This is a genomic window from Blastococcus mobilis (assembly GCF_900188025.1).
GTDB classification, from domain to species: domain Bacteria; phylum Actinomycetota; class Actinomycetes; order Mycobacteriales; family Geodermatophilaceae; genus Blastococcus_B; species Blastococcus_B mobilis.
Map to the genome: position 1 here is coordinate 86,919 of NZ_FZNO01000020.1, position 19,281 is coordinate 106,199.

The 19,281-nt window shown below is 72.8% G+C and carries 15 protein-coding genes and 1 pseudogene; 4 read left to right on the plus strand and 12 right to left on the minus strand.

Features of this window, described 5'->3' with window-relative positions:
• Window positions 1–252 precede the first annotated feature (252 nt).
• From CHB94_RS17245 to crcB, 6 genes and pseudogenes are all read right to left on the minus strand, one after another.
• Window positions 253–1,890 (minus strand): methyl-accepting chemotaxis protein, encoded by a 1,638-nt coding sequence (locus CHB94_RS17245; protein ID WP_089337793.1) that lies wholly within the window; start codon window positions 1,888–1,890, stop codon window positions 253–255.
• A 360-nt stretch (window positions 1,891–2,250) separates the two neighbouring features.
• Window positions 2,251–2,391: pseudogene (locus CHB94_RS26980) on the minus strand (methyl-accepting chemotaxis protein); the annotation flags it as partial.
• Between the two features lie 102 nt (window positions 2,392–2,493).
• On the minus strand, window positions 2,494–3,237 hold the full coding sequence (gene otsB / locus CHB94_RS17255) for a trehalose-phosphatase (RefSeq protein WP_089337794.1): 744 nt from the start codon (window positions 3,235–3,237) through the stop codon (window positions 2,494–2,496).
• Entirely contained in the window at window positions 3,234–4,733 is a 1,500-nt protein-coding gene (locus CHB94_RS17260; protein ID WP_303395991.1) for an alpha,alpha-trehalose-phosphate synthase (UDP-forming), read from the minus strand. Before CHB94_RS17260 ends, otsB begins: the two co-directional genes overlap by 4 nt.
• Window positions 4,734–4,737: 4 nt before the next feature.
• Complete coding sequence (locus CHB94_RS17265) at window positions 4,738–5,088, minus strand: fluoride efflux transporter FluC (RefSeq protein WP_089337795.1); 351 nt, start codon at window positions 5,086–5,088, stop codon at window positions 4,738–4,740.
• Entirely contained in the window at window positions 5,085–5,456 is a 372-nt protein-coding gene (crcB, locus tag CHB94_RS17270; protein WP_089337796.1) for a fluoride efflux transporter CrcB, read from the minus strand. The genes CHB94_RS17265 and crcB overlap by 4 nt, the downstream gene beginning before the upstream one ends.
• Before the next feature lie 96 nt (window positions 5,457–5,552).
• Here crcB and CHB94_RS17275 point away from each other — a divergent pair, with 96 nt between their 5' ends.
• Entirely contained in the window at window positions 5,553–6,653 is a 1,101-nt protein-coding gene (locus tag CHB94_RS17275) for a CaiB/BaiF CoA transferase family protein (protein WP_176445606.1), read from the plus strand.
• Window positions 6,654–6,683: 30 nt separating this feature from the next.
• Here the strand turns inward: CHB94_RS17275 and CHB94_RS17280 are convergent, their stop codons facing one another.
• From CHB94_RS17280 to wsfD, 5 genes are all read right to left on the minus strand, one after another.
• Window positions 6,684–7,187: a TerC family protein gene (locus tag CHB94_RS17280; protein WP_217899359.1), complete on the minus strand. Its 504-nt coding sequence runs from the start codon at window positions 7,185–7,187 to the stop codon at window positions 6,684–6,686.
• Between the two features lie 316 nt (window positions 7,188–7,503).
• Complete coding sequence (gene ngg, locus CHB94_RS17290; protein WP_089337797.1) at window positions 7,504–9,267, minus strand: N-acetylglutaminylglutamine synthetase; 1,764 nt, start codon at window positions 9,265–9,267, stop codon at window positions 7,504–7,506.
• Window positions 9,268–9,271: 4 nt separating this feature from the next.
• A complete protein-coding gene (locus tag CHB94_RS17295) occupies window positions 9,272–11,053 on the minus strand; it encodes an N-acetylglutaminylglutamine amidotransferase (RefSeq protein WP_089337798.1) in 1,782 nt (593 codons plus the stop codon).
• A 151-nt stretch (window positions 11,054–11,204) separates the two neighbouring features.
• Entirely contained in the window at window positions 11,205–12,719 is a 1,515-nt protein-coding gene (locus CHB94_RS17300; RefSeq protein ID WP_089337799.1) for a S8 family peptidase, read from the minus strand.
• Window positions 12,720–12,779: 60 nt separating this feature from the next.
• Window positions 12,780–14,333 (minus strand): glycan biosynthesis hexose transferase WsfD, encoded by a 1,554-nt coding sequence (wsfD, locus tag CHB94_RS17305; protein WP_141137537.1) that lies wholly within the window; start codon window positions 14,331–14,333, stop codon window positions 12,780–12,782.
• Window positions 14,334–14,554: 221 nt separating this feature from the next.
• On the opposite strand from wsfD, the gene CHB94_RS17310 reads away from it, so the two are divergent.
• Together CHB94_RS17310 and CHB94_RS17315 are read left to right on the plus strand one after the other, a co-directional pair.
• On the plus strand, window positions 14,555–14,920 hold the full coding sequence (locus tag CHB94_RS17310; RefSeq protein WP_089337801.1) for a hypothetical protein: 366 nt from the start codon (window positions 14,555–14,557) through the stop codon (window positions 14,918–14,920).
• Window positions 14,913–15,392 (plus strand): hypothetical protein, encoded by a 480-nt coding sequence (locus tag CHB94_RS17315; RefSeq protein WP_254920720.1) that lies wholly within the window; start codon window positions 14,913–14,915, stop codon window positions 15,390–15,392. Before CHB94_RS17310 ends, CHB94_RS17315 begins: the two co-directional genes overlap by 8 nt.
• Here CHB94_RS17315 and CHB94_RS17320 read toward each other — a convergent pair.
• Complete coding sequence (locus CHB94_RS17320) at window positions 15,341–16,105, minus strand: hypothetical protein (protein WP_089337802.1); 765 nt, start codon at window positions 16,103–16,105, stop codon at window positions 15,341–15,343. The two genes, CHB94_RS17315 and CHB94_RS17320, sit on opposite strands and share 52 nt — an antisense overlap.
• Between CHB94_RS17320 and CHB94_RS17325 the strand changes: the two genes are divergently transcribed.
• Window positions 16,104–18,638, plus strand: a complete 2,535-nt coding sequence (locus tag CHB94_RS17325) for a GAF domain-containing SpoIIE family protein phosphatase (RefSeq protein ID WP_089337803.1) — start codon at window positions 16,104–16,106, stop codon at window positions 18,636–18,638. The genes CHB94_RS17320 and CHB94_RS17325 overlap by 2 nt on opposite strands.
• The last annotated feature ends 643 nt before the right edge of the window (window positions 18,639–19,281 follow it).

Genomic DNA, 19,281 nt, shown 5'->3' on the forward strand with positions numbered 1-19,281 from the left:
CGCTGTGGCGCGTGCTACGTCCGCATGAATGGTGCGGCTACGGACGGAGATTGCTTAGCGCTGAGACATGTGCGTCGCGAGTCGGCCGAAGATTGTCCGGTGACCGTTCTTTCGCCGACCAGTTGTCGACTCGGAATGGCGCGAAGCTGATGCACCGAGGTGCAGGGGAATGAAGAACGAGAAGCGCACGGCCCGAGGGCCGTGCGCTTCTCCTGATGCATTCCGGTCAGGGCCGGCGCGGTCGGTGCCGGCTCAGTAGGTGAACCGCCCGACGGTGGTGCGCAGGTCCGCCGCCATCCGGGACAGCTCGTCGACGGCGGTGCGGGTCTGGCCCAGGGCCTGCGTGGTGGACTCCGCGGCGGTGGAAACCCCGGTGATGTTGCTGGCGATCTCGGTCGTGCCGTCCGCGGCCTCCTGCACCGACCGCGACATCTCGTTCGTGGTCGCGGTCTGCTCCTCCACCGCGCTGGCGATCGTGGTCTGCCGGTCGGAGATCTGCGCGACGATCGAGGAGATCTCCTCGATCGCGGCCACCGCGGCGGTGGTGTCGCCCTGGATCGACTGCACCCGCCGCGCGATGTCCTCGGTCGCCTTCGCCGTCTCCTGGGCCAGCTCCTTGACCTCGTTGGCGACGACGGCGAAGCCCTTGCCGGCCTCGCCGGCCCGCGCCGCCTCGATCGTCGCGTTCAGTGCCAGCAGGTTGGTCTGCTCGGCGATGCTGGTGATCACCTTCACCACGTTGCCGATCTCGGCCGAGGACTCCCCCAGCTTGGCCACCGTCGCCGTCGTCGTCTCCGCCGCGGTCACCGCCCGAGCCGCGACCTCACTGGCCTCCGCGGCGTTGGACGCGATCTCCCGGATCGACGCGCCCATCTCCTCGGCACCCGCGGCCACGGTCTGCACGCTGCGAGACACCTCCTCCGCCGCCGAGGACACCACCCCCGACTGCGCGGAGGTCTCCTCCGCCGACGCCGAGATCTGCGCCGACGACGCGCTCAGCTCCTCCGACGACGCCGCCACCGCATCCGCGGACGACACGACCGACGACATCACGCCGCGCAGGCTGCCGATGGCCTCGTCAAGGGCGGCCGCGGTTCGGCCGACCTCGTCGGACTGGGTGACGCCACTCGTCCGCGTCAGGTCACCGGCCGCCAGGGCGGTGGCCACGTCCATCACCGCACCGAGCGGCCGCGTGATGCGCCGCGCCACGGCGAAGGCGACCCCGAGGACGACGAAGACTCCCAGGACGATGACCGCGATCATGATCTGCGTGGTCTGCGCCTGCCGGTCCTCCGCCGCCAGGCGGGCCACCTCGACCCGGTTCTCGAGCGACTCATGGAGGGCGTTCGTGAGGTCGATGAGCTCGTAGTAGACACCGAAGCCCTCGTTCAGGATGAGCGTGTCAGCCGCATCCGTGGTCGCGGCGGTGTTCTGGGCATAGAGCGCAGCGGCCTGCTCGTCCAGCGTGAAGAAGGTGTCCCACTTCGCGTCGATCTCGTCCGCGAGCGCGACCTCGTCCTCGGTGTACACCTCGGTGGGCGCCTTCGTCAGCTCGGCGCGCAGCCGCTCGCTGATGTCGAGGAAGCCGGCGCGGTTGCCACCCGGGGTCGGCTGCACCGCCGCGGCGGGACCGATCCTGCGCGCGTCCCACGCGTAGGCGACCTGCCAGCCACTGACGTCGGCGTTGTAGGTCTGGATGCTCTGCACGGAGCTCGCGGCCGCCTCGAGCGCCGACACCTCGTCCAAGCTCGCGCCGGCGCTGCCGAGCCCGTCGATGGCGAACGCGCCCACTGCGATGGCGGCTGTCATGCCGGCGGCGCCGACGGCGAGGATCTGGCCGCGGACGCCGAGACGCCGACTCCTGCGACTGGGGGTGATGCTCGTAGTCATGTGACCGGTGGTCTCTCTTCTTCTGCCGTAGCGGGTCGGGATTCGGGGCGAACGACGCCGGCGTGGAGGCGTGAGGCCACCGTGGTCTGCAGGAGACGAGTCTCGAGAGTCGCGGGCGTTGCAGAACCGAAAACTAGGCGATCGCTTCTCATGAATGGGCCCGTGGCGGACGTGTCGAAAAACGAGCCGCAAGATTTTTTGGTAACCGCTCCGGAATCGTCTACTTGGCGCTACGGGCCGCCCGAGGCATTCGCTCCCGGCTGAGCGCGAATGGCAGCCCACCGTATGCAGAGGAGCGCATGACCGGGTCGGTCATGCGCTCCTCGTCATCCGGCCAGCGCCGGTGCGGTCGATGCCGGCTCAGTAGGTGAACCGCCCGACGGTGGTGCGCAGGTCCGCCGCCATCCAGAACAGCTCGTCGACGGCGGTCCGGGTCTGGGTCAGCGCCTGGGTGGTGGAGTCCGCCGCGGTGGACACCCCGGTGATGTTGCTGGCGATCTTCAGCTCGCTCGCACGGGTGTGACACGGGAGGGGCGACGAGCGTCATCGGCGACCACGGTCACGTTCCGGCCGCTCCCGACACGAAACCGGGAGTGCTGTGTCTCAGGCCAGCAGGTCGGCGAGGCGCTCCAGCACCGCGAGGGCGCCCGCGGGATCGGGGACCCGGTGCCGGGCGTCGGTCTCGCCGTCCCCGACCTTGACCGTCACATCCGACGGGCCCAGGGCACGGAACCCGTCCTCGTCCGTGACGTCGTCCCCGAGGTAGATGGTCGAGGCGGGCGCGACCTCCGCGATGAGCCGGCGCAGGGCGGTGCCCTTGTCGGCGTCGGTCACCGCCACCTCGAGCACTTCCTTGCCGGGCTTCAGCGTCAGTGACGAATCGACGAGCGTGCGGGCCTGGTCCAGCAGCGCGGACGCCAGGGCGCGGTCGGCGACCTTGCGGACGTGTACCGCCACGCTGGCGGGCTTGATCTCCAGCAGGGCGCCCGGGGTGCCCTCGACCACCGGAGCGAGCACGTCCGCCAGGGCGTCGCGCCGCCCGGCGAGCTCGTCGGACAGCGGACCGTCGAACTCTGCACCGTGGCTGCCGACCCAGCGGTAGTCGCCCGAGAGCCCGCTGACGGTCTGCAGGTCGGCCATCCCCCGGCCGCTGACCAGGGCCACCGTCACCCCGTCGCACCGTGCGAGCCGGGCCAGCACGTCGGCCATGCCCGGCAGCAGCACCGCAGCCGACGGGTCGCCCACCAGCGGCGCCAGCACGCCGTCGTAGTCGCTGGCGACCAGCACCGGCCGCCGCCGCGCCAGGTCGGCGAGCGCGGCGTCCAGATCGGCAGGGAGGTCGATCATCCCTGAGCGCCGCCCCGGTTCATCGACAGCGGTGCCGAGGAACGGCCGACCTCCCTGCCGGTCGGCTGTCCGACCGCCTGACCGCGCAGCGCCTCGAAGAAGGAGCCGGCCCAGTGGTCCAGGTCGTTCTTGGCCAGATGGCGGCGCATGGCACGCATGCGCTTGGCGGCCTCCGCCGGCTCCATGCGCAGCGCCCGCAGGAGCTGGTTCTTCACGCCGGCGATGTCGTGCGGGTTGACCAGGAACGCCTGCTTCAGTTCAGCGGCCGCCCCGGCGAACTCCGAGAGCACGAGGGCGCCCCCGAGGTCACCGCGGGCCGCGACGTACTCCTTGGCCACGAGGTTCATCCCGTCGCGGTACGGAGTGACCAGCATGACGTCGGCAGCCCGGTAGAGCGCCGCGAGCTCCTCGCGCCGCATGGACTGGTTGAAGTAGTGCACGGCGGGGCCGGCGATGGAGCCGAAGACGCCGTTGATGTGGCCGACCTTCTGCTCGATCGTCTCGCGCATGTGCACGTAGTGCTCCACGCGTTCGCGGCTCGGCGTGGCGACCTGGACCAGCACGGTGTCGGGCGTCTCCACAGCGCCGTCCTCCAGCAGCTCCTCGAACGCCTCGAGCCGGACGCCGATGCCCTTGGTGTAGTCCAGCCGATCGACACCCAGGATGATCTTCGACGGGTCACCCAGCTCGGCGCGGATCTCCTTGGCTCGGGCCAGCACCTCGGGGGAGCGGGCCAGCTCGTCGAAGGCGGCGACGTCGATGGAGATCGGGAACGCGCGGGCGGCCACGGTGCGGCCGTCGTACTCGACGACCGGCCCCCGGGCCGGCAGGTCGTGCAGTCGTCGGGCCAGCTGGACGAAGTTCTGCGCCGCGGCAGGCCGCTGGAAGCCCACCAGGTCCGCGCCCAGCAGCCCCTCGACGATCGCCGAGCGCCAGGGGAGCTGGGTGAACAGCTCGTAGGGCGGGAACGGGATGTGCAGGAAGAAGCCGATCGTCAGGTCGGGCCGCTGCTGCCGCAGCAGGGCGGGGACCAGCTGGAGCTGGTAGTCGTGGACCCACACGATCGCGTTCTCCGCGGCGACGGCCGCGGTGCGGTCGGCGAAGCGCTTGTTGACCTGGACGTAGGTGTCCCACCAGGCACGGTGGTACTCCGGCTTCTCCACGACGTCGTGGTAGAGCGGCCACAACGAGGCGTTGGACATGCCCTCGTAGTAGCGGTCCACCTCGTCCTCGGTGAGTGACACCGGGATCAGCGACATGCCCCCGGACTCGAAAGGCTCCGGCGCCTCCCCGGCCGACCCCGACCAGCCCACCCAGGCGCCGCCCCGGCCGGCGACGAACGGCTCGAGCGCGGTGACCAGCCCGCCCGGGCTGCGCTGCCAGCGCGTGCTGCCGTCTGGATCGGTGACCTGATCGACCGGCAGCCGGTTGGCCACCACGACCACCGGGCTGTCCGCCCCCACGTCCTGCCCCGTGTTGTTCGTCATACCGCTCATGACCCTATCCGGACAGCGCGAACCCGGCTGCCCCAGCACCGATACAGAGCGCCACCGTGGCGACAAGGTAGGCCAGGGCATGGCCCAGGACGCGTTCTTCCAGCATGCGGACGACGTCGGCGCCGAACGTCGAGAACGTCGTGAGTGTGCCGCAGAACCCGGTGCCGACCAGGACCACCGCCCAGGCCGGCACGTCCGCCCGCCCGAGCAGGACGCCGAGGAGCGCGCTGCCGGCCACGTTGACGGCAAGAGTGCCGAGGGCCGGGTCCCGGCCCCCGCGGGCCGCCAGGCGAGTGACGAGCAACCGCACGGGCGCACCGACCAGCGCACCGACCGCCACCAGCAGCGGCGTCACCGAACCGCCCGCCGCACCGCCACCGCGCCCAGCCCGACCGCCGCGATCCCGCCGACGAGAGACAGCAGCATGTAGCCGACCGCCAGGGTGAGTGCTCCGCCGTCGGCCAGGCGCACCACCTCGACGGCAAAGGCGGAGTACGTCGTGTAGCCACCGAGGACGCCGACACCGAGGAAGGGTCGGGCCCAGGACGGCTCGGACGAGCGGGTGGCGAGACCGGCGAGCAGAGCACCGAGCAGGAAGCAGCCGGTGAGGTTGACCAGCAGGGTGGCCACGGGCCAGCCGCCGGGGGAGGGGAGCACCTCTGTCAGACCCCATCGGGCGAGGGCTCCGAGCGCTCCGCCGAGAGCCGCCAGCACGTACGCCATCGGCGCCGGACCTCCCTCTCCGCTCTCGGGCCGCGTCGGGCAGCATGCCCGAGGAGGGTCGCACGACGGCGGCCCCGTGCCGGGGAGGGTGTGGCCGTGGGACCGCTGCAGGGCGTACGGGTCGTCGAGTTCGCCGGGCTCGGACCGGGTCCCTTCTGTGGCATGCTCCTGGCCGACCTCGGGGCCGATGTCGTGCGGATCGACCGCCGTGGGGGCCGGGGCGGTCTGATCGGCACTCTGGGCGCGACGTCCCTGCTGGACCGTGGGAAGCGCTCCATCGCGCTCGACCTCAAGGACGATGCCGACCTCGCCGTCGTCCGGGCGCTGGTGGCGCGGTCCGACGTCCTGCTGGAGGGCTTCCGGCCCGGCGTCATGGAGCGCCTGGGCCTCGGGCCCGACGAGCTGCTGGCCTCGCACCCGCCGCTGGTCTACGGCCGGATGACCGGATGGGGTCAGACCGGGCCGCTGGCGACCACCGCGGGCCACGACATCGGCTACATCGCGCTGACCGGGGCACTAGGCGCCACCGGCCGGCCCGACGATCGGCCCGCGCCACCGATGAACCTGCTCGGCGATTTCGGCGGCGGGGGAGTGTTCCTCGCGCTGGGCGTCGTGGCGGCCCTGGTGCACGCCCGTGCGACGGGGGAGGGCCAGGTCGTGGACGCCGCGATCGTCGACGGCACCGCCGTCCTCACCACGATGATCCACGGCATGCTGGACGCCGGCGCCTGGCGCGATCGGCGGGGGGTCAACCTGCTCGACACCGGTGCGCCGTTCTACGACGTCTACCGCTGCCGCGATGGGCAGTTCCTCGCCGTCGGCGCGCTGGAGGAACAGTTCTACGCGGCACTGCTGGACGGCCTGGGCCTGGCGGGCGACGAGTCGCTGCCCGACCGCAACGACCCGCGGCAGTGGCCGGCCCTGCGCGACCGCTTCACCGAGCTGTTCGCCTCCCGGACCCGCGACGAGTGGTGGGCGGTGTTCGCGGGCACCGACGCGTGCGTCGCGCCGGTGTGGTCGCTGCTGGAGGCGACCCGCGACGAGCACAACCGCGAGCGGGGCGTGTTCGTCGAGGTGGACGGCGTGGTGCAACCCGACGTCGCGCCCCGCTTCTCGGTCACCCCCGGCGCCGTCGGCTCCGTCCCCGCGCCGGGCCAGCACGACGCGGAGATCCGCGCCGAGCTCGGCCTGGCCTGACGCGGCGTCGATCGGCAGGCAGGTCGTCGGTCACCGGCGCGCCTCCTCGTCGGCGGGCGCGGCAGCGGCGTCGACAGGTGCGGGGCGGCGGGAGGACCGGACCGGCTCGAGGTCGGCCTCCTCCTCGGCCGTGGCCACCCGGAACGGCGGGTCGGCCGGCGGCTGGAGGGCCGAGCGGCCCTGCCCGCGCGTGGCACGGAGACTGAGGGCGATCGAGCCGCCGATGAGAACCGTGATCACCGCCAGACTCACGGTCGTGGGCACGTAGAAGATGTCGACCTTCAGCAGCATCTTGATGCCCACCCACACGAGGACCAGCGCCAGGCCGGTCGTGAGGTGGACGAACCGGTGGATCAGGTCGGCGAGCAGGAAGTACATCGCCCGCAGGCCCAGGATGGCGAAGGCGTTCGCGGTGAACACGAGGACCGGCTCGTCGGTGACCGCGAAGATCGCCGGGATGGAGTCCACCGCGAACACGATGTCGGTGACCTCGACGAGCACGAGGACGGCCAGCAGCGGGGTGGCCAGGAGCACCCCGGCGCGGCGGACGACGAAACCGCTGGCCGTAGTACGCGTCGGTCATCGGGACGTACCGGCGGAAGAGCCGCAGCGCCCGCGGTGTGGGCATCACCGAACGGGCCGCGCTCGGCATCCTCCGCGACCTCGAGGAGGCGGGGTACCTGACGCGCACGCGCCGCGGGCGCCGCAACCACTACGACATCCGGCCGCACCAGCACTTCCGCGCAGTACGAGATCGACGGCCTCCTGGCGCTGCTGCGGCCGCAGTGACCCGCAGCTTCCTGTACCGAGAGCTCCGGCGGAGACCCGCCTTCTGTACCGAGAACTGGGGTCAGGGGCGGCGGGTCTCCGGGAAGAGCAGGTCGACGAACCGCTCGACGACAGGCTGCGGCTCGTGGTTGGCCAGCCCCGGCCGCTCGTTGGCCTCGATGAACACGTAGTCGGGCCCGTCGACGGCGGGCACCAGGAAGTCCAGCCCGGTGACCGGGATGCCCAGCGCCGCCGCCGCCCGGACCGACGCCTCGGCGATCTCGGGATGCAGCCGGTCGGTGACGTCCACGATGGTTCCGCCGGTGTGCAGGTTCGCCGTCTTCCGGACCTGGATGCGCTCGCCGCTGGGCGGGACGTCGTCCATCGACCAGCCGGCCTCCGCGACGACGTCGGTCGTGGTGTCGTCCAGCGGGATCCGCGACTCACCGCCCGTGGCCCTCTCGCGGCGGCGGCTGGTCGAGCGGATCAGCTCGGTGACCGGACGACGACCGTCTCCCACCACCTCGGCCGGACGGCGGACGGCGGCGGCCACCACCTCTCGGTCGATCACGATCACCCGCAGGTCGTCACCCTCGACGAGCTCCTCGACGAGCACGTCGGGGCAGAAATGGAGGGCGTGCGCGACCGCCCGCTCCAACCCGGCGGTGTCCTTCACGCCCACGGTGATCCCGCGCCCCTGCTCGCCGCGGGCGGGCTTCACGACGACCGCGCCGACCTCCCGCAGCAGGGCGGCCGCCTCCTGGAGCTCACCCTCACCGGCGAGCGCTCCCCGGGCGACGCGAACCCCCGCCCGCTCCATGATCCGGCGGGTGACGCGCTTGTCGTCGCACCGGCTCATCGCCACCGCGCTGGTGAACTCCGAGAGCGACTCCCGGGTGAGCACCGTCCGGCCGCCGACCGTCAGTCGCATCTCGCCCCACTCGGCATCGGTCACCTCGACGCGGACCCCGCGGCGCACCGCCTCGTCCGCGATGATCCGGGCGTACGGATTGAGGTCCGCGAGACCGGCCGGACGGGCGGCGAACAGCGGGGTGTTGATCGGGTTCTTGCGCTTCACGCAGACCGCCGCGACGCGCGTGAAGCCGAGCTTCCGGTACAGCTGGATCGCGCCGGAGTTGTCGTGCAGAACCGAGAGGTCGAGGTAGGCGCGGCCGCGACCCACGTAGCGCTCGGCGAGCACCCGGACCAGCGCCTCGCCGGTGCCGGGCGGGGCGTCCTGGGCGTGGACGGCCAGGCACCACAGGCTGGTGCCGCCCTCCGGGTCACCGAAAGCCAGCTGGTGGTCCACGCCCGTGACAGTGCCGATGATCGCTCCGGTGCGCTGGTCCTCCGCCACGAGGTAGGTGAAGGAGCGCGTGCGGTGGTTGCGCCACATGGTGGCGGTGTCGCCGACCACCATCCCGTTGATCGCGTAGATCTCGTTGATCCGGTCCATCTCGGCCTCGGACGTCACCGTCCGCACGAAGACGTCCCGGATCAGCTCGGCTCGCGGCCGGTACCGGTAGAGGTCGAGCCGGTAGGTGTAGCTGGGATCGATGAACAGCTCGTCCGGCGCCAGACCCACGAGCACGTGCGGGTCACGCGGGTAGATGCAGATGTCGCGCCGGCCGGTCTCCTCCGCCCGCAGCGCGTCCACGATGCCGCCCAGGTCGGAGAACGTCTGGCCGAACACCAGGCGGCCCCACCCGAGGTCGAGGACGACGTCGGTCTCCATGCCCTGCAGCTGGTGCTCCGAGGGCTCCTTCCACGACCGGCTGGTGAGGTCGGGGGTGGCGGCCACGGGCGTCCGGCGGCGGTGGCCGGCGAGCCGGGGTCTTCCGGTCACCGCGTCAGACCCCGTGCCCCTGGAGCCAGAGCTCCAGCAGCCCGAGCTGCCACAGCTTGTTCCCCCGGAGCGGCGTGAGCTCGCCGTTGGGGTCGGCGAGGAGCTCGTCGACGTACTCGGGACGGAAGAGACCGCGGTCGCGGGCGGCGTCACCGGTCAGGGCGTCCCGCACCATCCCGAGCACCTTGCCCTCGAGGTGGGTGATCGCGGGCACCGGGAAGTAGCCCTTGGGCCGGTCGATGACCTCCGGGGGGATGATCCGCCGGCCGATCGCCTTGAGGATTCCCTTGCCGCCGTCGGCCAGCTTCAGATCGGGCGGGCAGAGCGCGGCCAGCTCGACCAGGTCGTGGTCCAGGAACGGCACGCGGGCCTCCAGGCCCCACGCCATGGACATGTTGTCCACCCGCTTGACCGGGTCGTCGACCAGCATGACCTCGCTGTCCAGGCGCAGGGCGGCGTCGACGGCGGTCTCGGCGCCGGGCCGCGACATGTGCGTCCGGACGAAGGCCAGGCTCGGATCCTCGTCGAGGGCGTACCGGTCGGAGACGACCGAACGCAGCTGCGCGTGGTCGCGGTCGAAGAACGCTCGCGCGTACCTCTCGACGGCCTCCTCGCGGCCGACCCCGGCCAGCGGCGGGTACCAGTGGTAGCCCGCGAAGACCTCATCAGCGCCCTGTCCGGACTGGACGACGCGGATCGTCTCGCTCACCCGCTCGCTGAGCAGGTCGAAGGCGACGACGTCGTGGCTGACCATCGGCTCGGCCATCGCCCCGATCGCGTGGCCGAGGGCAGCCGACAGCTCGTCGGAGGTCACCCGGATCCGGTGATGATCGGTGGCGAAGTGCTCCGCGATGACGTCGGAGTACGCGAACTCGTCCCCCACACGCCCACCCACGGCCTCGAAGCCGATGCTGTACGTGGCCAGGTCCTGCTGCCCCTCCTGGGCCAGCAGGCCGACGATCAGGCTGGAGTCCAGCCCGCCGGACAGCAGCACCCCGACCGGGATGTCCGCCACGAGCCGCCGGCGGACGGCGACCCGCAGGGCCTCCTCGACGGCGTCCTCCCAGTCCCGGGTCGACCAGTTCGCGTGCTCGGGACGGCGCTCGTACCGCGGTTCCCAATAGCGGTGCTCGGTGCTCGAGCCGTCGGCCTCGATCACCCGTACGGTCGCGGGCGGCAGCTTGCGGACGCCGTTCAGGATCGTCCGCGGCGCCGGGACGACGGCGTGCCAGGTCAGGTAGTGGTGCAGCGCGACCGGGTCGATGGAGGTGTCGACCTCGCCCGCCGTCAACAGTGCCGGCAGGGTCGAGGCGAAGCGGAGCCGCTTCGGGGTCTCGGCCAGGTAGAGCGGCTTGATGCCGAGCCGGTCGCGGGCCATGACCACCCGGCCGGTGTCCCGCTCGTGGATGACGAACGCGAACATCCCGTGCAGGTGCGAGACGACGTCGGTGCCCCAGTGGTGGTAGCCCTTGAGGATCACCTCGGTGTCACTGTGGGAGAAGAAGCGGTAGCCGTGGCCCTCGAGTTCGGCCCGGAGTTCCCGGTAGTCGTAGATGCAGCCGTTGAAGACCGCGGTCAGACCGAGCTCGTTGTCCACCATCGGTTGCGAACCGCAGGTGGAGAGGTCGATGACCGAGAGCCGGCGGTGACCGAAGGCCACCCGGCCGTTGCTCCAGGAACCCTGGCCGTCGGGGCCGCGCGGGACGAGCGACTCGACCATGCGGGCGACCGCGGTCGTGTCGGCCAGTGACCCGTCGAACGTGATCTCGCCGCAGAGGCCGCACATGCGCTCAATCCAACCCCTGGGGTCCGAGCCCCGCGACGCGAGAGCGGCGCAGCGTGAGTCAGTTCACGCCCGCGTTGCAGAGGTTCCACGTGGAACAGCAGCGAGGGCGGCCCCTGCCGGGACCGCCCTCGCCGTCGTGCCCGTACCCGGGTCAGCCCCTGGGCTTGTCCTTCCCCGGCTTGGGTCGCGTGAGCTTGGCAGTCGTGCCGCCGCGGAGCTTCTCCACCGCGGCCACGACGTCCACCAGACCGGTGCCCTTGTCGAAGGACGTCGCGTACCCACCGACGGTCGTGTACGCCGCTCCGTCGGTGTACCGGTGCGTCGTGCCCTTCAGGGCCGCCTCGATCTCGGCCGGGGTGGCCGTCGGGTCGGCCTGGAAGAGCTGAGCGACGATGCCGGCGATGTGCGGTGCGGCCATCGACGTCCCGCTGATGGTGTTGAAGGTGCCGAGGTCGGTGAGCCCCGGACCGTTGCGGGGGTCCAGGCCGGTGGAGCAGATCGGCATGGTCAGTCGGCAGGACGAGGTGATGTTCTCGCCGGGTGCGGAGAGGTCCGGCCAGGTGGAGGGGTCGGACTCGGCGCCGCGCGAGGAGTAGTCGCTGACCACGCCGTCCCGGGTGCCGGTGTCCTGGTCGTAGTACGAGGCGACGGAGAGGATGCCGCCGGTGGGGTCCTGCCCGGGCGAGTTGGTCAGCGACTCCGACCCGTCGCCCCCGTCGTTCCCGGCCGCCCACACGGTGACGATTCCTTCGGCAGCCAGCGCCCGCTGCAGCTTGACGGTGGCGGACTTCGGATCGAACTCGCCGCCGCCGGACGGACCGTACGAGTTGTTCGTGACCTTGATCGGCGGGCAGACCGCCGCGGAGACCCCGGCGCCGCACGGCGCATCGTGGTTTTCCAGCACCCAGTTGAGCGCGGAGTCCGCGCCGACGATCAGCAGCACCGCCCCGGTGGAGATCGAGACGATGCTGGCGCCGGGCGCCGCACCGGTGAGCTCGCCGCCGTCGGTGAGCGTCGTCGGCCGGCCGCCGACGATGCCGCTCACGTGCGTGCCGTGCCCTCCCGCGGAGGTCGTGTCGGTGTCCAGGGAGCCCGGCACGCGGAGCACGCAGTCGGGGCCCGCACCGGACTCGATCAGGCAGACGCTCTTGAGGTTCGCCACGACCGCGCTGCTGCCGTCGGGGTTTCGGAAGTAGGGGTGCGTCGGGTCGATGCCGGAGTCGATGACCGCCACCGAGACCCCACTGCCGTCCAGCGCCTGCCCGTTCGCGCCGGTGAGCGTGGCCGCAGCCTCGGCACCGCGGGTGGCGGTGTTGGAGGTCTCCTGCGTGAACTCGATCGGGGTGTTGCCCTCGAGGTAGGTGACGCCGGGCTCGGCGCCGGCGGCCTCGATCTGGGCGGCCGTGCCGGAGGCGACGACGACACCGATGCGCTCGAACTCGGTGACCACCCGCATCCCCGTGGCGTCGACCGCGGCCCGCGCGGCGGCGATGTCGGTGCCGTGGACCAGGACCGTGGTGTCACCGGTCAGCGTGCTCAGCTGGTCGGCCAGGAAGTCCTGCACCGGGGCGGCGGACGGGGCCGCCTGGGCGGGCGCCGCGAGCAGGCCTGCCGTGACGACGGACAGGCCCCCCACCGCAAGGACTCGACGCAGTGACCGGTTCATGTGACTCCTCGCTGGGTGACGGCGACTGTGCGCTGCCTCAACGACGGACCGGCCGTCTGGTTACCCGGCGCTCCCCGCCCGCTCAGCGACACGCGCGAGCGCCCTCCGCGCACCGGCCGGCCGCCGCGCGACCACACCGACGAGCGAGACGACGCACATGGTCAGCGCCCCGGTCACCACGTCGAGCAGGTACGCGCTGAGCCAGACGTGCTTGGCGATCTCGAAGTAGCCGTCGCCGAGCACCGCCACGACGGCCAGCCCCAGGGCGCCGGCCGCCGTCACCCCCGACATCCGGGCCAGTCCGCGGGCGAGCGGCGGGCGGAGCAGCCCGGCCGCGGCACCGACGGCGATGCCGATCGTGGCCAGGACGCTGGGGAGCCACGGCAGGCCCATCCCGTCGAGCCACCGGTGCAACGCGTCCGCCGTGGCGCCCTGCTCGCCGACCGGCGACTCGGGTTCGGGGAGCGGGCGGTCCGGCGACCACGGCCGCGCGGTCAGGTAGGCCAGCCCTCGCCCGTGGGTGGCCTGCAGAGCGATTCCCACGGCCAGGGCCAGCGCGGCGGGGTGGCTCACCAGTTGCTGCCACGCCGCGGCGCGGATGCCGTCGGGGTCCGCGGCGATCCGGTCTGCCCCGGGAACTCCGCTGGGACCGTCTGGGTAGTAGGACCGGCCCGCGAAGGACGTGGCGTCCTCCGGCAGTCCGAGATCGTCCACCGCGGCGCGACCGACCTCCGGGAGCACGAGGGTGAAGACGAGGTTGTGGGCGTTCACCCCGGGATAGGCCCGGTCCTGCCACTGGAGTGCGGCCGAGATCGGCACCACTGATGCCGCCACGAGGGCCCCCGCGACCACGGGCCCCGGTACCCGCGCCAACCATCTCCGGCGCCCGGGCATCGCCACGGCGGTCACCGCGCAGACCGCCACGGCGAGGAGGAGCAGCGGCAGGTAACCGGGCTTGGCCGTCCCTGCCACGAGGCCGCCTCCCGCGGTCAGCAGCAGCGCCGCCCAGCGGGCGCTGCGGTGCCGCGGCCGGGTGACCGCCACCGCGGCCGTCCCTGCGCACACCGCGAAGGCGCCGACGAGGCCCGCCGGCTCTCCGTACGTGGACAGGAAGAAACGGGCGAAGTCGGCGTTCGCCAGAGGCAGCACGGCAGGGACGAGCACCAGCACCCGGACCAACTGGCCCGCGGTCGCCGCCCAGGCTGCGAGCGCGGACACCAGCGCGACGGCGACCGCATAGAGCCAGCCCAGCTCGGTGAGCGACCAGGGTCCGGTAGCACCCCCGAGAGCGAGCTCGAGTGCCGCGCGCGCCGACGACGGCGCCGCCAGCGGGCAGGGAGCGCCTCCGGCGACGAAATCCAGCACCACGCCGCCGACCCAGTTGGCGCTGCCGGTCGGCGTGGCGGGCACCAGTCCCGCACCGCAGTAGAGGCGCACGCCGTCGCCGTTGTCCGCCGCGCCGATCGGCCGCCCCGAGAGGAGGCCGGTGGCCGCGGTGACCGCGAGAGCGGCGAGCAGGCCCGCGAGCAGGCTGACGACGAGCCGGTCCCGAAGCCGGGGTCGGTGCCCACCGGGGGCGGCCGACTCGTGATCCGCCACGGCTGCCCTCGGCACGCCCGCCATTGAACGCCGGTCCACGCCCGAAGGGAGAGCCGGCGCACCGCCAGGCGTGCACGCCGGCCGGCGGGCCGGGACAGGGCCGGGTGTGTCCCCGACGTCCATGCCGTCGACCAGCATCCGGTCACGTCCACCGCCGACCCCACGGCGACCGAGGGGCCGCCCCCGCGAGAGGATGGCGGGGTGCTGACCGGCCCCCTCCCCGCGGATCGACGCCGGTGACGCCGTTCCTCGTCGGCACGGTCACGGTGGTCGCGGTGCTGGTGGTGCTCCTCGGGGTGCTCTCCACCGTCGCCGGCCGGCGGATCGGTCTGGTCCACCTGGCGGTGGCCGCGCTCCTGGAAGGCCTCCTGGTCCTGCAGGCGGGCCTGGCGGCGGCGGCGATGGCCGGTGGCGACCGGCCCGAGGACACCCCGACGTTCGTCGGCTACCTGCTGGGAATTCTCCTCGTCCCGGTGGCCGGCGTGCTGTGGGCGCGGGCCGAGCGGACGCGCTGGGCGGGCACCGTCCTGGCCGTGTCGGGTGCGGTCGTCGGGGTCATGGTCTGGCGGCTGCTGCAGCTCTGGGGAACCACCGGTGCGTGAGGAGCGTGCGCTGGGTGGGCCCGCCGAGAGCGCTGGATCCGGGACGTCGGGGCCGGGGCGGGTTCTCGTGGCCGTGTACGGCACCTTCGCCCTGGCCGCCGGCGCGCGGGCCGCCGTGCAGATCGCCACCCGGTTCAGCGAGGCGCCGGTCGCCTACCTGCTGTCTGCCCTGGCCGCCGCGGTGTACGTCGTCGCCACCGTCGGCCTCGCGCGCGGTCGACGCGGACGCCGGACCGCGCTGGCCGCCATCACCGTGGAACTGGTCGGGGTCCTCGTCATCGGGACGCTCTCCCTGGTCGATCCGGCCGCGTTCCCGGACGAGACGGTCTGGTCGGCCTACGGCCGCGGCTACTACTTCGTGCCGCTGGTCCTTCCGGTGCTCGGACTCCTCCTCCTGCGCAGGTCAGGCCGGGAACCGGCTCAGAAGTCACCGCCCCCGAAGTCACCACCGCCGAAGTCACCACCGCCGTAGTCCCCGCCGTTGTCGGCGCCCCCGGCGAAGTCCGCGTTCGGGTCGCCCCCGTAGTCACCGCCCTGGTCGCCGTAGCCGTCCCCGTAGCCCTGCGCGTAGGCCTCCTCGTCCCCGCCGCCGAACAGCCCGCCGTCCCCCAGCCCGGTGTCGAACAGCGCGTCCGCGACCGCCGTGCCGATGACGAGCCCACCGATGGTGCCCAGCAGGCTCCCGCCGATCATGCCGCCCATGCCGGGGCCGCCGTAGCCACCGCCGTACCCGCCGCCGTAACCCGGCCCGTAACCCGGCCCGTAACCGCCGCGGCCGTACCCACCGCCGTACCCGCCGCCATGACCCGGCCCGTACCCGCCCAGCGCCCGTTCCAGGGTGCCCGGCTGGCGCATCTCCGCCCGGGTGGCCACCCGGGCCAGCGTCTCGGGGTCGTCGGTGCGCGGGCGCTCCCCCGCGGGGACGGCGGCGGCGAGCTGGGCCAGGACCTGCTGCCGCTGGTCAACCGTGAGCTGGGCGAAGGCCTCCGCGTGGGCCTGCTCGATCTGCTCGGGCGGAGCGGTGCGCAGGAGGTACCGGTAGCGGGCGATCGCCTGGTCGCCGGGCAGCTGCTCCTGACGGCCGGCCTGCGCGGGCGCCCGATGCTCGGGTGAGGGGCCGTACTGCTGGTGGCCGTACTCCGACGCACGCGTCCGACGGCCGAGGAGTTGGTCGAGCAGTCCCATGGTGGTTCCTCTCGGGGTGGCCGCGGACGGGGTGACCGCGGTGACGAAGGGGCCGGTCCAGCGGTTCCCCCGGTGCGGCCGGCCCACACCCGGCCGCCTGTCCCCTGGACAGGTGGACACGGACGCCGTCATCGAGCACGTGGCTGGGACACGGTTAGATGACTCCGTGCCCTCCGAGCGCGATCGTCCCGGGACGTCGACCGCGCCCACCCCCGTGCCCGGGACGGCGGCCGAGCAGGCCGTGGGCGCGCTCGGATCCGGGGCGCCGCCCGACGCCACTCCCGGCTTCGGTCAGCAGGCGGGCATCGTCACCGCCGCCAGCGCCGCGGTGTCGGACCATGCCGGGACCGCGGGTGCCCAGGCCAGCCTGCCCGGCGTGCTGGCCGACGTGCCCGTCGCCGTCCTGGTGATCGACCAGAAGGCCAGTTCGGTCGTATACGCCAACAGCGCGGCCGTGCAACTGGCCGGCAACGTGGGCCTGCCGGTGGACGTCGACACCTGGGGTGCGGCGGTCGGGTTGACCGATCTCTCCGGTGCACCCCTGGCCAGCAGCAGCGGCCCCCTCTCCACGGTGGCCCAGGGCCGCCCGGTCGCCGGCGAGGCGGTGCGGCTGGCTCCCCGCACGAGCAGCGTGCCGGAGCGCGCCGACACCGCCGACGGGTCGGCCGACCAGCTGCTCTGGGTGACGGGCTTCCCCTTGTCGCAGGTCGACAGCCACCAGCAGCTCGCCCTGGTCGTCTTCCTGCACCTGGACCCGCCGGAGGAGGTCGCCGACCCCGAGGCCTACCTCCAGGCGCTGCGCGAGCGGGCGGTCACCGCCACCGACATCACGTTCACCATCACCGACCCACGCCGGCCGGACAACCCGCTGATCTGGGTGAACCCCTCGTTCACGCGGCTCACCGGGTACGCGGCCGAGGAGGCGATCGGCCGCAACTGCCGCTTCCTGCAGGGCCCGGCGACCGACGCCGGCTCCGTGGCGACGATCCGCAGCGCGCTGGAGACCAGGGAGACCGTCACGACGACGCTGCTGAACTACCGCAAGGACGGCACCGCCTTCTGGAACCAGCTGTCGGTGAGCCCGGTCTTCGACGGTGACGGCGAGCTGGTCAGCTTCGTGGGCGTGCAGACCGACGTCACCGAGCGGGTGCGGGTGGAGCACGAACGTGAGGCGGCGTTCGCGGCCGAGCACTCCGCCCGGCAGGAGGCCGAGCTGGCCCGCTCGGTGGCGGAGCAGGCGCGCCGGGACGCCGAGCAGGCGCAGGTCCAGGCCGAGCGCGCCCAGGAACGGCTGGCCCTCATGGCCGAGGCGACCAGCACGCTCATCGCGACCCTGGACATGTCGGAGCTGCTGGAACGGCTCGCCGGGCTGTGCGTCCCCCTGCTGGCAGACTGGGTCTACCTCACCCTCCTCGACGAGTACGGCGGGATCCGTGACGCCGTCGCGCGCCACAGGGATGGGCGGGAGGCCGACCTGCGGGAGTTCACCGCTCTGCACGTCATGCACCTGCCGCCGCATTCCCCGAGCCGGCGGAGCATCACGACGTCACAGCCGGTGCTCCTGGCCGAGCTGACGCCGGAGATCATCGCCGAGGCGATCACGTCCACGGGCGCCCGGGAGGCCTTCCACCGGCTGGGCGGCAGCTCGGTGCTGACGGTCCCGATGGTCGCCCGCCGGCGCACCCTGGGCGCCATCGCACTGGTCCGCGGCCCCGGCGAGCGGGCCTTCACCCGCGACGACGTCGAGCTCATCGAGGATCTCGCCGGGCGGGCCGCTCTGGCGGTGGACAACGTGCGGCTCTACCAGCGTGAGCACGCGGTCGCCGACACGCTCCAGCGCTCACTGCTGCCGGTCCTCCCGGAGGTGCCGGGCATCGAGTCGGCCGCCCACTACGTCAGCGCCTCGTCGGCGGCCGACGTCGGCGGCGACTTCTACGACCTGCTGGAGCTGCCGGACGGCTCGGTGGGCATCGTCGTGGGTGACGTCGTCGGCCACGACGTCGCCGCCGCCGCCACGATGGGACACCTGCGCGGCGTCCTGCGCGCCTGCATCTGGGACGCCGAGGACGCCGGGCCGGGGCACGTGCTGGCCCGCGTCGACCGGACGGTCCAGGGCCTGCGGGTCGCCTCGCTGGCCACGATGGTCTACGCGCGGGGGCTGCGTCCCACGGCACCGGGGCTGCCGTGGCGCCTCCACGTGGCCAACGCCGGTCATCCGCCGATGCTGCTCCGTTCCCCCGACGGCGCGGTGCGGGTCCTGGAGGGGATCACCGGCATGCTCGTCGGCGTGGACGCCGGGACGCAGCGCGACACCGTCGTCCTCGAGGTGCCACCGGGCTCGACGCTCATCGCCTACACCGACGGGCTGATCGAGCGGCCCGGCGCGGACATGGACCAGGGCATCAACGAGTTGTGCGCGCGGGTCGCCGCAGCGCCCGTCGAGGCAGGGCCCCGGGAGCTGTGCGAAGCCGCCGTGAGCGGGGCCCTGGACCACCGGGACGACGTCGCGCTGATCGCCGTCCGCTTCGGCTGATATGTGAGGTCGCCTGTCAAGAGGGCGTGGCGGGGCGCCGCCGGGGCTGGGTGCTCTGGCGGCGCCTCGTTTTTGTGCTGGCTTGAGTCGGCGTGGTGACGGGGTGGGCGTGTCGGTGCGACGCGCGGTCGATGCTGATATGCGCGGGTTGGTCACCGCAGGACGGCGTTCGGCAGGGGCGCTTCGGCGTGTCTGAGGTCGAGCGTCACGTCGTCGATCCGTGTGGTGGGTCGACGGCGTGGCTCACAGCCGAATCGCCGGTCAGGCCCCTCGCGCTGCTGCCCGTCGGTGGCCTACTCGAGCCAGGTCTGTGGTGGATGGTGTTCGGTCGGGTTGCTTCCGCTCCGCTGCCCTGCGGCGTCGCCCGCAGCCGGGGTCAAGGCTGGCCGCAGGCCACCCGAAGGGCTTGGCCTTGACTTCGGCGAGGACGGCGCCAGGCATCTGGCGGGGCGGGAGCAAGCTCCGGTGCCTCCGGTGGTCAGGTGTCGGGCAGGGTGGCCAGGGACCAGCACCAGCCGGCCAGTTCGCGGGCGATGGCCACGCAGGCAACGGTGTGCTTCTTGTGGTGCGCGGCGAGCCGGGTCCAGCGGTCGTGCAGGCGTTGGTTGCCGGCATGCCCTCGGGCCTGGGCGGCCGCGGGTGC

What these genes read in the sequence shown, in the direction of transcription:
- CHB94_RS17245 (WP_089337793.1), bottom strand. Translation starts at nt 1,890, where the DNA reads ATGACTACGAGCATCACCCCCAGTCGCAGGAGTCGGCGTCTCGGCGTC.
- CHB94_RS17320 (WP_089337802.1), bottom strand. Translation starts at nt 16,105, where the DNA reads ATGGGACTGCTCGACCAACTCCTCGGCCGTCGGACGCGTGCGTCGGAG.
- CHB94_RS17260 (WP_303395991.1), bottom strand. Translation starts at nt 4,733, where the DNA reads ATGAGCGGTATGACGAACAACACGGGGCAGGACGTGGGGGCGGACAGC.
- CHB94_RS17300 (WP_089337799.1), bottom strand. Translation starts at nt 12,719, where the DNA reads ATGAACCGGTCACTGCGTCGAGTCCTTGCGGTGGGGGGCCTGTCCGTC.
- CHB94_RS17325 (WP_089337803.1), top strand. Translation starts at nt 16,104, where the DNA reads ATGGTGGTTCCTCTCGGGGTGGCCGCGGACGGGGTGACCGCGGTGACG.
- otsB (WP_089337794.1), bottom strand. Translation starts at nt 3,237, where the DNA reads ATGATCGACCTCCCTGCCGATCTGGACGCCGCGCTCGCCGACCTGGCG.
- CHB94_RS17295 (WP_089337798.1), bottom strand. Translation starts at nt 11,053, where the DNA reads ATGTGCGGCCTCTGCGGCGAGATCACGTTCGACGGGTCACTGGCCGAC.
- crcB (WP_089337796.1), bottom strand. Translation starts at nt 5,456, where the DNA reads ATGGCGTACGTGCTGGCGGCTCTCGGCGGAGCGCTCGGAGCCCTCGCC.